The organism is Paraburkholderia sp. Cpub6, assembly GCF_014201065.1.
GTDB lineage: Bacteria > Pseudomonadota > Gammaproteobacteria > Burkholderiales > Burkholderiaceae > Paraburkholderia > Paraburkholderia tuberum.
Genome location: NZ_JACHDM010000011.1, coordinates 214,090 through 228,216, shown reverse-complemented (window position 1 = coordinate 228,216; position 14,127 = coordinate 214,090). Strand labels below are relative to the sequence as shown.

Sequence of the window (14,127 nt, the reverse complement as noted above, 5' to 3'; positions counted from 1 at the left end):
CAGACGCTCGGCTGGGACTCCCCCGAGGAAGCAATGGCTAAAGAGTTAGAGAAGGCCGGATTAGCTAAACGTTGCACTTGACTCTTGAGACTGCCCTTCCTCGTCCCCAGTGCCGTCCTGTTTCTGTTGTTCCATTTGACCTCTTCTGATTTTCCAGAAAACACCCGACGAATTAACTATCTAAAGGAATCACAGTCAACAGTTTTAATTTAGGATAGATCCGTTTTGACAAAAATTGACAATAAACGTCAAAAAAACGGCAGACCTGTGACTCCTGGCTTTACCACGACAAAACACTAGCCGGTTCTGTCGGCATTCCAATGAAGGCGGCTTGATGGCGCCTTTTTCAATTACACGGCGAGAAGCAGACGTTTATTCGTTTGCATATCTCGTCTGCGCATATTGGCGCTTTGCGTCCATCAGACAATTCCTGTTTTTGATTTCTGTTGTTGCTTCGCACTGCATTGACAATTCTTAACTTACCCGAGCGGTGGTATGAGGTATTTTTCGGCAGGTTAAAAAAATACGCTATGCAGAATGAACAAGAACATGTTCAAGCTGGTTTTCAGCCGGTGCCGGAGTATGCTCGTCGCTGTCGCGGAAACCGCCATTGCCCACGGCAACGCAAGTCAAGGCAAGACCCATTCATCGGCCTCACGGCGCCCGATCACACTGTTCGCCATGCGTCACGCAGCTTTCGCCGCGCTGGTGCTGTGCGGACTCGCACCTGTTCTCGCGGATGCGCAGATCGTGCCCTCGGGCGCCCACGCGCCGAATGTCATCCAGACGCGCAATGGCCTGCCGCAGGTCGATATCAACAAGGCGTCGAATGCGGGTGTTTCGGTTAATACGTATTCGCAGTTCGATGTGCAGAAAAACGGCGCGATCCTGAACAACTCGCCCGTTATCACGAACACGCAACTCGCAGGACAGGTGAGTGGTAACCCGAATCTTTCGCCAGGCCAGTCCGCGCGGATCATTCTCAACCAGGTCAACAGCAATTCGCCCAGCCAGTTGCGCGGCTATCTCGAAGTGGCGGGCAACAGGGCCGAAGTCGTCGTGGCAAACGGTTCGGGGATCGTGGTCGATGGCGGCGGCTTCATCAATACCACGCGCGGCATTCTCACCACCGGTACGCCGCTGCTCGATGCGGGCGGCAACCTGAGCGGTTTCAACGTAACTGGCGGCATGATTACCGTCCAGGGCGCGGGCCTGGACGCGACCAATATTGATCAGGTGGACCTGATCTCCCGCGCGGTGGAGGCTAACGCGGCCATCCGTGCCAACGGCCTGAGTGTCATCACCGGCGCGAATCAGGTCAGTCACGACACGCTTGCGGCCACCCCTATTGCGGGCGACGGTCCCGCGCCGGGCGTGTCCATCGACGTGAGCCAGCTTGGCGGCATGTACGCCAACCGTATCCTGCTGGTGGGCACCGAGAACGGTGTCGGCGTGTCGAATGCGGGTGTCATCGCCGCCCAGGCGGGCGACCTGACGCTCACGACGCAGGGCAAGCTGGTTCTCACCGGCAAGACAACCGCGAGCGGCAATCTTGCGGTGTCAGCGGCGGGCGATGTGGACAACAGCGGGTCGACCTACGCGCAGCAGAACCTGACCATCAGTGCGGGGAACGTCACGTCAACCGGCACCCTCGGCGCGGGCATCAATGCGGATGGCAGCGTTGGCCAGAGCGGCGATCTGAACCTGAGCGCGGCAGATACCCTTTCCGCAACAGGTCAGAACATCGCGGGTGGCAATGTCACGCTTCAGGGCAACAACGTAACGCTGACGGGCAGCCAGAGCGCTGCTAACGGCGCGCTCAATGTTTCCGCCGCGCAGACGCTTGACACCAGTGCGGCAACGCTCAACGCGACGCAGCTATCCCTGGCGGCAGCGAACCTCACCAACCACGGCGGCACGCTAACGCAGACCGGCACCGGGCCGACAACCGTCAATGTATCCGGTACGTTCGACAACACGAACGGATCGCTGGCGACGAATAGTTCCAGCCTCACGCTCGCGCCCGCTGCGCTCATCAACGACGGCGGCAGGATTACGGATTCCGGGACCGGCACCCTGTCCATTGCCACCGGTTCGCTGTCGAACAACGCGGGCACCATCGCCACGAATGGCTCGCTGGATGTCCATGGGGGCGTGGTATCGAACCGGGGCGGAACGCTGGCGGGGCAATCGTCCGCGACGTTTCAGGTGGCCTCGCTCGATAACAGCGCAGGCGGCTATGTCGGCGCACGCGACGTATCGATAAGCGGCACGGGCACACTGAACAACGAGGGCGGCACGGTGCAGGCCGACGACGTGCTCGACGTGTCAGCGCAGAGCGTTGCGAACGATGGCGGCACGATTGCGAACGGCGGCACCGGAGCCACGACGGTAAGCGCCAGCGGCGCGCTCACGAACACCGGCAACGGACTGATCGGCGGCAACGGTGACGTGTCCGTCGCGGGAGGCAGCGTCAACAATGCGGGCGGTACGGTCACCGCATCCGGGGCGACAACCGTGCAGTCCGGCAGCGCGCTCGACAATTCAGCGGGTCTGATCCAGGGCAACGGCAGCGTATCGGCCTCTGCATCGGGCGCGCTCGTCAATACCGGCGGCCAGATCGAATCGGACGGCGCGGGTACGACATTGCAGGTGTCGGGCGCATCGGTGGACAACACGAATGGCCGTATCGCCAATGTCGGCACAGGCGCGACGACCATTCGCGCGGCAACCATCACGAACGCCAACACGGGCGGCTTGAGCGGCGCTGGTACGATCGGCGGCAACGGTGACGTGACTGTGAACGCGCAGACGCTGTCGAACACGGACGGCGCACAGATTGTGTCAGGTCACGACCTGACGCTGAACGCGACGCAGTCGGTGAGTAACACGGGCGGCACACTCTCGGGTGCGAATAACCTCACGCTCGACCAGGCGGGCGCGTGGCTGGTGAACCAGAATGGTTCGATCCACGCCAACGGTGCGCTCGGTCTGAACGTGGCGACGCTCGACAACACGTCGGGACGGATCGGCAATGACAACGGTAGTGGTGGCAGCGTTGCCATCACGGCTGGCACGCTGGCCAACCAGGGCGGCGCAATCGGCAGCGACCAGGACCTGAGCGTCGCGACGAACCAGCTGACCGGTGACGGCCGCATCGTGGCGGGCCGTGACGGCGCAGTAACCATCAATGGCGACTACACGCTCGACACCGCCAACCTGATCCAGGCGAATCACGATCTGAGCTTCACGACGGCAGGCAGCTTCACGAACCAGGGGACCCTCGGCGCGGTCAACGCGCTGACGGTTAATGCGGCGAACGTGGACAACCAGGCGGGCGCGGACCTCAATTCGGCCAGCACCACCGTCAACGCGGCGAACGCGATCACCAATGAAGGCCGCATCGAGGGCGACACCGTTACGACGAATAGCGCCACTCTGACCAACACCGCCACCCTCATCGGCAATACCGTCACGGCGAACGCCAGCCAGTCCATTGTGAACACCGGCCCCGCTGCCATCATGGCCGCCGCTTCGCAACTGAACCTGTACTCGCCCGGCGATATCTCGAACACCGGCGGCGCGAACCTGTTCAGCCTGGGCAATATCAACATCGCCGCCGACGCGACGCGCGACGGTAACGGTCTGCTCGCGAACCGCTCGAATTCGCTCACCAACGACCAGTCCACCATCGAGACGCAGGGCAATATCGAAGTCGCGACGCAGACGCTGACGAACTCGCGGCCCGCGCCCGCCGTTGAGACAGTGACAACCGATGTTGAGACTGAACACCAGACCAAGCGCGGCAAGTACATCATCTGTCCGACCGGTGGTCCGATTCCGGCCTGTTCCAATCCCACCTGGAGCGATGGCTACAAGAATCCGCTCGACGCAACGTTCAGCGCCTCGCAGATCGTGTCGCAGACCTCGGGGCCGAATGCGACCGACAACGTGCTGGTGGTCAACGTCAACGGCCAGCAACGGACGATCTGGTACAACACGCTGACGAAGAACGCTGACGGTTCGGTCACCGTCAACTACTGGGACGACTACGACCCGAACATCAACTACCTGCCGTCGACCGAATACCCGACGTTCAGCGGTGGACATAATGGTTATCAGGTCGTCGAGGTCGCGAGAGACACGACGACCACCACGCAGCAGGACCAGGTGACCGGTCCGCAGGCCCAGCAGGCGCAACTGCTGGCGGGCGGCAACCTGACGCTGGCGAACGTCGGTACGCTCAACAACAGCTATAGTGCGATCGCAGCGGGCGGCTCGATCCAGATCGGCGCCAGCCAGCAGGACGGCGAGATTGCCAACGGCAGCGGCAATTACGGCGGCACGCTGGTGAACAATACCGGACAGACGCTGTATCAGTATCAGCGTCAGGACATCGTTTCCACCTATGCGTGGAACGTGGACACCAGCCAGGACCGGCAGACGGTGACGGAACCGTCAATCGTCCTGACGCCTGTGGCGATCGGTGGCACGGGCGGCACGATCATCGCGAATAACGCGGTCCAGATCAGCGGCACGGATATCAACAATACGAACGTCGCAGCGGCGAACTCGGCCACCGGCGCGACGGGCGGCACGCTCGGCGCGAATCAGGCGCTGACGGGCCAGCAGGTCAAGGCCCCGCAGACGGTCGCGAGCAGCACCGGCGCGCTGAACGTCACGTTGCCAAAGAGTGGTCTTTACACGTATCAGACCGCGCCCGGCGCATCGTATCTGGTGGTGACCGACCCTCGCCTGACCAGCTACACCAGCTTCATTTCCAGCGACTACATGCTGCAGCAGCTCGGCCTGAACCCGCAGACTGTGGAGAAGCGCCTGGGCGACGGCATGTATGAGGAACAGCTTGTCCGCGAGCAGATCACCCAACTGACGGGCCGCGTCTACCTCCAGGGCTATGCGAACAACCTCGACGAGTATCAGGCGCTGATGACGAACGGCGTGAACGTTGCGCAACAGTTCGGGCTTGAGCCCGGTATCGCGCTGACGGCCGCGCAGATGGATGCACTGACCAGCGATATCGTGTGGCTGGTCAGTCAGACCGTCACGCTGCCGGATGGCAGCACGCAACAGGTCCTCGCGCCCGTTGTCTATCTCGCGCAGACCCATGCGAACGATCTGCAACCGACCGGCGCGCTGATTTCCGCCGATGACGTCGAGATTCATGCGACCGGCAGCGCCACGAACAGCGGCGTGATCAAAGGCGGTACGCAGACGGTCGTGAGCGCCACCGATATCCTGAACCGTGGCGGCACCATCGGCAGCAGTGGGACGAACGGCACCACGGTCGTGGCCGCGACGAACGATGTGGTCAATGCGTCCGGGATGATCAGCGGCAATCGCGTTGCGGTGCTGGCGGGCAACAACATCATCAATACGACGCTGGTCAACACGGGGGGCGTAAGCAACGCGACCAGCGACAGCAGGATGAGCACCACGCTGCTTGGCGCACAGGGCACGATTGCCTCGACCGGCGACATGGTGGTTGCAGCGGGCAATGACCTGACCATGCACGGCGCGAATATCGCCGCTGGCGGTGACGCGCAGATCACGGCAGGACATGACATCACGGTTGACGCGGTGCAGTCCACAACGTCGCAGTCCGGGATGCAGAACGCGCAGCACCATTGGGATGCCAGCAGCACGATCAATGAGACGGGTGCAATCGCGGCAGGCGGCAGTCTCGCGATGCAGAGCGGCAACGACACGACGCTCAGGGGCGCGACCGTTGCGGCGGGCGGCGACTTGGCGGTGATCGCGGGCGGCAACCTGACGGCTACCACGGTGACGGACACCGCCACTTTCAACAACGTTGCCACGGACGGTCCCTCCCGCAAGGAGGTTGACCATACGTACGACGAGCGGGCGGTCGGCACGACCTTTACCGCAGGCGGCAATGCGACGCTTGGCGCGGTCAGCGCCGACGCGGGCAAGGGCAATGTGACGCTGACCGGCTCGACACTCACGGCGGGTACAGGGGCAGCGACGATTGCCGCAAGCGGCGACGTCACGCTGAACGAAGCCCGCGAGGAACACGACAGCTACGTGGCGACCGAATCGAAGCGCGGAAGCGCGTTTCACGGCTCGACCACGGACACGACACAGAACACGCAGGCAAATATCGGCGTGGCAAGTATAGTGGCAGGCGATACCGTCAACATCGGCGCGGGCAAGGACCTGACCGTGAAAGGCTCGACGGTGGCAGGCACGAACGACGTGAATCTCGCAGCGGCTGGCAACGTCAACATTACGACTTCGGAGGATACGCAGACTACGTCCACGTACTACCAGAAACATGAGTCGGGATTCGGTACGAGCGGCGGCGTCGGTATCTCGGTCGGCAGCAAGACGCAGACCGATACGACCAATACGTCGCAGGTGACGAACACGGGCAGCACAGTTGGCTCGCTCGCGGGCAATCTGAGCATTGCCGCGGGCAATGATCTGCATGTGACAGGCAGTGATCTCATTGCTGCGAAGAACGTCACCGGTACGGGCGCGAACGTCGTCATCGACGCCGCCACCGACACCACGCACTATGACGAATCGCATGCGGTAAAACAGAGCGGGTTCACCCTTGCCGTGAAAGCGCCGGTCGTCGATGCCATATCGAATGCGGTTGACCAGACACATGCCGCCAGCAACAGCAAGGACGACCGTGCGGCGGCATTGCATGGCATGGCGGCAGCGAGCGCGGCGTGGGACGCGAATATGGCCGCAGGCGGGCTGGTCAACGATCTTGCGACGGGCGCCACGCCTCAGATGAAGGTCGAACTCAGTTTCGGCTCCAGTAGCTCGAAAAGCACGTACGCGGAGGACTCCACGACACACGTAGGGTCGAACGTGACGGCTGGCGGAACAGCGGCGTTTGTCGCAACGGGTAACGCCACGGCCGGCAGCGGCAACGTGACCATCGCCGGTTCGAACGTGAATGCCAGCGACGTGATTCTCGCGGCGCAGAATCAGGTGAATCTCGTCAATACGACCGACACCGATTCGACGCGCAGCACGAACCAGTCGAGCAGCGGCAGCGTCGGCATATCCTTTGGCAGCAGCGGTTTCGGCGTCGATGCCGCCATGTCGAAGGCGCGCGGCGACGGCAATACCGATGCGGCCACGCAGAACAACACGCATGTGACGGCGGCCAATACGGCGACAATCATTTCGGGCGGCGATACGAACATCATCGGGTCCAACGTGAGCGGCCAGCAGGTGAATGCCAGCGTCGGCGGCAACCTCAATATCGCAAGCGTACAGGACACGATGACGAGCGCCGCGCATCAGGAAAGTACCGGCGGCGGATTCAGCATCAGCCAGGGCGGCGGGAGTGCGAGCTTCAGTCACACCGACGCGAACGCGAGCGGCAGCTATGCGGGTGTCAATGAACAGGCTGGAATCTCGGCCGGTGACGGCGGATTCAACATCAGTGTCGTGGGTAACACCGACCTCAAGGGCGGCCTGATCGCCAGCGAGGCCGATGCGTCGAAAAACACGCTTTCGACAGGTACGCTGACGTTCTCTGACGTTCAGAATTCATCCAGCTATGACGCACATTCCAGCGGAATCGGCGGGGGCATCACGGCGGGCGATGGTGGCGCGAACTACAGCACGCACGGCAGCACGTCAGGCATCAACGGGGGCGGCGTCGCGCCGATGCTAAGCCAGAACGACAGCGGAAGCGACAGCGCGACGACGAAAAGCGCGATCGGCGCGGGAACGATCATCACGACCGATACGGCAAACCAGACGCAGGACATTGCAAGCCTGAACCGGGATACGTCGAACACGAACGGCACGGTGGCGAAATTGCCGGACGTGAACGACCTGCTTGACCGACAGTCCGACATGATGGCGGCGGCGAGCGCAGCGGGCGAAGCCGTTTCCCGGCGGATTGGCGACTATGCAAAAACGAAGTATGACGAGGCAGCCGCCGCAGGCGATCAGGCAGGCATGGACGCGTGGAAGGAAGGCGGCACAGATCGCGCGATGATGCAGGCAGCAGGCGCGGCCCTTGTGACCGGCCTGGCAGGTGGCAATGCCATCGGTGGCGCTGCCGGCGCTGCGATTGCGTCGATTGCGGCCGGACAGTTGAACAACCTGAGCGATGCGATTGCCGGTTCGAATCCGACTGGCAATGCGGCAATGAATGAAGCTCTCGGGAACATCGTAGCAAATGCGATTGCCACGGGCGCAGGCGCAGCGGTGGGCGGCAATGCAGGTGCAGTCTCGGGGTACAACGTGGATCGGTTTAATCGGCAGTTGCATCCGGATGAGAAGAAGGCGATTGCGGATAAGGCCAACGGCGACGCGGCGGAAGAGAAAAAGCTGACGCAGGCGGCGTGCTACGCAGTGAAATGTTGGGCCGAGTATCCCCAAGGAAGCGACCAGTACAACGCGAACTACGTGAGTCAGCTTGAGGCGTCGCAGCTTGGGCCGGAGATTGATTGGGTGAATCGTCAGCAGGAGGCGGGATTGTTTGTCTACACGCCGACACAGAAGATCGGAGATATGGTGAAGAGTGATCCGTTGGGCACGGCGAAGGATGCGGCCAAGGTTGTTCTTGGCGGGGTGACGGTCAAGACCGGTGTGGGAATATGTGCGACCACTGGCGCGGGCTGTGCCCTGGGCGGTGCCGGAATGATAGCCGTCGGCGTAAGTGACATGACTGAGGGCGGGGATGGTCTCTACAACCGTTACAACGGTATCAGTTCCCCCGGTACGAATCCGTTGCGATGGGGCTTTAACCAGCTCTCTCCCACGTGGGGGGATACGGTCTATGATGCTGCAAACCTTGCCTTCGCTATCGGCGCGCTAAGAACCCAAGTGCCGTTGAAAATGGGTACGGCAGACGGCCTGAATCGTTCAGGTTCAATGTTTGACGTCACAGTGCCGCGTATCAACAACAGTACGCTGATTCCATTCACTGGCCAGGCAGCACCTTACGGAACCACGCAAGGTATTCTGCTGTTTGGAGTTGGAACTAAAGGATTGAACGTCATTAACGATGTGCACAAGGCAGGAGGCAAGAATTGAATTGGCAAAAGATTCTCGCTGCAGAGCGCACTATCACGATAGTTGGCAGCATTGCAGTGGGCTCTAGCGGAGTTTACGCGTTTATAGTGGCCGGCTTATGCCGAATCATGTTCAACCTAGACGAGAATCTGACGTTGCTCTGGATCGGCATTCCATTGTTTGTGATGTTTCTGATCGTGCATATCTGCTTGCTACCCAAACAACTCCGCAAGGCGGGATTGATTAAGTAGTCGTCGCAACAACAATCTCATGGATTATCAGGAAAGTACGGGCGGCGGATTCAGCATCAGTCAGGGCGGCGGCAGTGCGAGCTTCAGTCACACCGACGCGAGCGCGAGCGGCAGCTATGCGGGTGTCAATGAACAGGCTGGAATCTCGGCCGGTGACGGCGGATTCAACATCAGTGTCGTGGGTAACACCGACCTCAAGGGCGGCCTGATCGCCCTGTTCGCGCGCCTGTGGATCAAGACCGTGCGGGGCGTAATGGATGACGGCCCGTTAGCCCATCTGATCGAAGATCACGGCAGCCTCCTTACCATTCTGATCATGGTCGCCACCATGATGACGGCCCACTTTGTGCAGCTTTGACAGGTTCCTGCAAAATGAATTTGAAAAACAGAAACAGGATGCTGGCGTTCTGCCGGTTCTCGATCGTATTCGTCCTGCTGCTCGTGTGCGCAGGAAACATCACGAACAGTGTATTGCTGAAGTTCGGATTTCGCGACGATCACAAGCTGGACGGCTATGCGCAAAGCCTCACGCTGGTCAGCATGATCGAGGGGACGGCTCCGCGGCCGTACGTCTACCGCTCCACGTTCGCCAAAGCGGCGAAGTACATGGCCGGGCAACTGAACCCCGCGCTCCAGCAGAAACTGTTCAAGTCCATCAGTCGCTATGATTCGCTGCACCATAGCTACTTCAGCGGCGTCCCGGACACGTACTGGACGCCGATGGTCGCCATCACGTACCACATCGTCTATTTCTTCGTGGTGCTGTCGATGGCGCTTGCACTATTACTGATCTACAAGCTGGCGCGGATGCGTGGCCTGTCGTTCGGGCAGGCACTCGGGTTTCTGGCTGGCTTCAGCTTCATCTACCCACTTACGTTCCAGGCGGGCGCGTACTACTACGACTTCATCGAAATACTGGGCGCGTTCAGCGCATGTTGTTTCATGCTAAAGCGCTGGATGATCCCCTGCACGCTGGCGATTGCGTTTTTCTCGTTCAACAAGGAAACGTTCTTTCTCGTGCCACTTGCGTTGTTCTTCCTGCACCAGCGGGACGTCCCGATGCGCAGCCGGTTCGGCTGGCTGGCGCTCCAGTTGGTATGCTGTTTCGTCAGCCGGCATTTCATCATGAACGGCTACGAAGCGAACAGCGGCGGTTTCATCGAGTTTCACGCGAAAGAAAACCTGCTGTTCTGGCTTAACCCGGCTTCATACGTTCGTTTCTATAACCTGGTTGCCAAGGGCATCCTGACGCCGAGCCTTCAGAATCCGCTGATCCTTGTCCCCACGATTGTGTTCTTTCGCCGTGCGTGGCAGAAGACCAGTGTGAGCGACAGACGATACTTCCTTGCCGCGTTCCTGCCGCTCCTCGTTCTGTTCGTGCTCTTCGGCTATACCGACGAGATCCGCAACCTTTCCCTTGCTTTCCCCGCGATCGTGCTCGTTGCATTGAATGGCGCGAGCCGTTTCGGGCAGATCTTCTCGAACGCAGAAAGCGATCAGGCGCACGTTGAGACGCGCGTGCGTTCCAACGTGGCGGGCTAGTCATGTCGTTGATCGCGTTGATTGCCAGCGGCATGTTGAGCGGACTGGCAAGTGTTCTGCTGCGGCTCGCCGCACTTCGGGCCGCGACACCGTCAGTAGGTGAATGGGTGCCGCTTCTGCTCCGCGTGGCCGCAATAGGCTCTTACGGAGTCGGATTTGTTCTCTATGCGCTTGCGCTTCGCAAGGCCAGTCTGGGCGTCGCCTATCCGTTGATGGTCGCCGTCTCGATCCTGGTCGTACTGGCGTTCACGGCGCTGCATGAGCAGGTGTTAAAGCCGACTCAGCTGGTCGGCGCGGTAGTGATTCTTGGTGGTGTGTGGTTAGTTACAAGGCCGGCATGACAAAGCAACAATCTCTACAGGTCAGCAGGGCGGCGCTGTCTGTCCTTCCGTTGGCGGCAGCGCTCTTTGCGCTAGGTAGTTCGACTTCACTCGCGCAGCAGGCCCCGACTCCGGCAGATACAGCCGCAGCGGCGCGCGCCAATGCCGAACAGAACCAGCAGCTCCAGCAGCAACGCGACGCGCAGCAGCGTGAGAAGACCGTCAACGCGCCTTCGGTACGCTCGACCGCGCCGAAGGCCAGCGTCTGGCCGGAACTGCCTGCTGAAACGCCATGCTTTCGCATCGAATGGTTTTTGCTCGACGTACCTGCCACGTTACCTGATGCCGTGCGCAAACAGGGTGCATCCGCGTTACCGCTCGACCGCTTCGCCTTCGCACGCGAATGGCTCGACCATTACCGGGAGCAATGCATCGGCAAGGCCGGACTCGACACGCTCACCAAGGGATTGCAGCAGGCTATTCTCGGTCGCGGCTACATCACCACGCGCGTACTGCTGCCTGAGCAGGACCTGTCAAGCGGCGTGCTGAAGTTCGCACTGGTGCCGGGTGTCGTGCGAACGATCCGCTTTGCCGATCCCGCCACGCGCGGCACATGGAAAAGCGCATTCCCGGCCCGCGAGGGTGACATGCTGAACCTGCGCGACCTCGAACAGGGACTTGAACAGATGAAGCGCGTCAGCAGTCAGGACGTGGACATGAAAATCGAACCCACTGACGTACCGGGCGAAAGCGATGTGGTCGTGACGGTAAAGCGCGCGAAGCCCTGGACGGTGGTCGCCTCGGTGGACAACTCAGGCACGCGGGCCACCGGCAAGCTGCAAGGCAACCTGAGCCTTGGCATCGACAACCCGCTCGGGCTAGACGACATTTTCAACGTTGGTGTGAGCCAGGACCTCGAATTCGGTGACAAAGGTCTCGGTTCGCACGGCTGGAACGGCTTCTATTCGGTTCCGTGGGGTTACTGGACCGGCACGCTATCGGCCTACACGAACACGTACTACCAGCAGATTGCGGGCGCCAACCAGACGTTCGTATCGAGCGGCAACGCGCAGACCGTCGATTTCAAACTTCAGCGGGTATTGATGCGCAGCCAGAACAACGTACTTGGTGCGCAGTTCCGCCTGACGAAGCGCTTCGGTGAAAGCTTCATTGAAGACACCGACATCCCGCAGCAGCGGCGCAACAACACGTTCATCGAGGCCGGCCTTACCGATCGCCACTACTTCGGCAGTTCGCAGTTCGACGGCAGCCTCGCGTACCGTCAGGGTATGGGCGGACTCGGGGCGACACCAGACTTCTACGAGAATGGCCCGACTTACCGCTTCCGCATGGCCGTCCTCGACGCGAACCTGTCAATGCCGTTCGGGATAGCAAGCCAGCCATTGCGTTACGTGACGAGCGTGCATGGGCAGTTCACGAACAACACGCTGAACTATATCGATGACCTGACCATCGGCAGCCGCTACACGGTGCGCGGCTTCGACGGCGAAACGATGCTCGCGGCCGAGCGCGGTTTCTTCTGGCGCAACGAGTTGCAGCTACCGGTTGGATCGACCGGACAGTCACTTTACGCAGGCATCGATTACGGGCACGTGTTCGGACCGAACGCCGCATATCTCGCCGGTACACAGCTGGCAGGTGCGGTGCTCGGTGTGCGCGGTAGTGCATCAGCAAAGGCTGGCGCGCTCGCCTATGACCTGTTCGCCGGGACGCCGATCTACAAGCCGTCAGATTTTCCCACTGCGCGCGTGACGCTCGGTTTCCAGTTGACCGCTCAATTCTGATATTCACCCTGCCGACGCTATCCCGGTTTTCGGCGTTTCAACAAAGAGGAAAACAAAATGAAGTTATCGAAAACGAATGGGCTTGGAGCCGTTGCTGTTGCCGTTGTGGTGGCGCTGGGCGGATGTGCAACCGAGTCGTCGCGCTCGCTGCCGGTGCCCCCCGTCGCCAGTGCGCAGAAGCCAGCAGTGGGCCAACCCATCGGCATTTCAGTCGGCAAGTTCGACAACCGGTCGAGCTATATGCGCGGCATCTTCTCGGACGGCGTTGACCGTCTCGGTGGTCAGTCCAAAACCATCCTGATGACGGCGCTCCAGCAGACTGGGCGCTTCAATGTGCTCGATCGCGACAACCTCGACGAAATCCGCCAGGAAGCAGGCTTCCTCAAAAAAGCACAATCGATCAAGGGGGCGCGCTTCGTCATCACCGGGGACGTAACGGAGTTCGGTCGCAAGGAGGTGGGCGACCGGCAGCTATTTGGCATCCTCGGCCGTGGCAAGAGTCAGGTGGCCTACGCAAAGGTCAGCCTGAACGTCGTCGACACGACGACATCGGAAGTCGTGGCGTCGAGCCAGGGGGCAGGTGAATTCAGCCTTTCGAACCGTGAAGTCATCGGCTTTGGCGGCACCGCCGGTTACGACTCGACGCTGAACGGCAAGGTGCTCGATCTGGCGATTCAGGAGGCCGTCAATCATCTGGTCGAGCAGGTCGATGCAGGCACGCTGAAGGCCGCACAGTAAGTGCGCCGGGCCATTGCGGCCATTCACTTTCAACCGTAGCTGCAATAAACATAATGACGCGATTCACGATGAAACATAGCCGCATGATGCGGGGAATCTGTCTGCCGGTAACGGCGGCTGCCATGCTCCTCACGGGATGCGCGGCGAACCGCCCCCAGCCTCTTTACCAGTGGACCGGCTACCAGCCGGCCGTGTACGACTATCTCAAGGGAGAAAAGGCTCCGCAGGAGCAGATCGATGCGCTGGAAAAGGCCCTCCAGGACATCAGCGGCAAGGGGCACACGCCGCCGCCGGGATTTCATGCGCAACTGGGCATGCTGTACGCGAGTGTCGGGAACGACACCCAGGCCATGCAGGAGTTCGAGTCCGAGAAGCAGCTGTTTCCGGAGTCCTCGACCTACATGGACTTCCTGATGAAGAAACCGAAACAGCCCTGAGCGA

Annotated in this window: 6 protein-coding genes and 1 pseudogene; all 7 read left to right on the top strand. The window is 60.7% G+C overall.

Going from position 1 to position 14,127, the window contains the following annotated elements; translation table 11 throughout:
- Positions 1–582 precede the first annotated feature (582 nt).
- Positions 583–9,051 carry a hemagglutinin repeat-containing protein gene (locus HDG33_RS20325; protein WP_409259045.1) on the top strand — a complete coding sequence of 2,823 codons (8,469 nt, stop codon included), beginning with the start codon at positions 583–585 and terminating at the stop codon, positions 9,049–9,051.
- Between the two features lie 255 nt (positions 9,052–9,306).
- Positions 9,307–9,495 (top strand): annotated as a pseudogene (locus tag HDG33_RS38335) (hypothetical protein); the annotation flags it as partial.
- A 158-nt stretch (positions 9,496–9,653) separates the two neighbouring features.
- On the top strand, positions 9,654–10,823 hold the full coding sequence (locus HDG33_RS20315; protein ID WP_184032475.1) for a hypothetical protein: 1,170 nt from the start codon (positions 9,654–9,656) through the stop codon (positions 10,821–10,823).
- Positions 10,824–10,825: 2 nt separating this feature from the next.
- Entirely contained in the window at positions 10,826–11,164 is a 339-nt protein-coding gene (locus tag HDG33_RS20310; protein WP_184032473.1) for a small multidrug resistance protein, read from the top strand.
- Complete coding sequence (locus HDG33_RS20305; RefSeq protein WP_184032471.1) at positions 11,161–12,948, top strand: ShlB/FhaC/HecB family hemolysin secretion/activation protein; 1,788 nt, start codon at positions 11,161–11,163, stop codon at positions 12,946–12,948. Before HDG33_RS20310 ends, HDG33_RS20305 begins: the two co-directional genes overlap by 4 nt.
- A 57-nt stretch (positions 12,949–13,005) precedes the next feature.
- On the top strand, positions 13,006–13,686 hold the full coding sequence (locus tag HDG33_RS20300; RefSeq protein ID WP_184032469.1) for a CsgG/HfaB family protein: 681 nt from the start codon (positions 13,006–13,008) through the stop codon (positions 13,684–13,686).
- A 68-nt stretch (positions 13,687–13,754) separates the two neighbouring features.
- Positions 13,755–14,123: a DUF4810 domain-containing protein gene (locus tag HDG33_RS20295; protein WP_260330526.1), complete on the top strand. Its 369-nt coding sequence runs from the start codon at positions 13,755–13,757 to the stop codon at positions 14,121–14,123.
- Positions 14,124–14,127 lie beyond the last annotated feature (4 nt).

Coding starts and splice junctions, on each gene's coding strand:
- HDG33_RS20325 (WP_409259045.1), top strand. CDS start 583: ATGCTCGTCGCTGTCGCGGAAACCGCCATTGCCCACGGCAACGCAAGT.
- HDG33_RS20315 (WP_184032475.1), top strand. CDS start 9,654: ATGAATTTGAAAAACAGAAACAGGATGCTGGCGTTCTGCCGGTTCTCG.
- HDG33_RS20310 (WP_184032473.1), top strand. CDS start 10,826: ATGTCGTTGATCGCGTTGATTGCCAGCGGCATGTTGAGCGGACTGGCA.
- HDG33_RS20305 (WP_184032471.1), top strand. CDS start 11,161: ATGACAAAGCAACAATCTCTACAGGTCAGCAGGGCGGCGCTGTCTGTC.
- HDG33_RS20300 (WP_184032469.1), top strand. CDS start 13,006: ATGAAGTTATCGAAAACGAATGGGCTTGGAGCCGTTGCTGTTGCCGTT.
- HDG33_RS20295 (WP_260330526.1), top strand. CDS start 13,755: ATGAAACATAGCCGCATGATGCGGGGAATCTGTCTGCCGGTAACGGCG.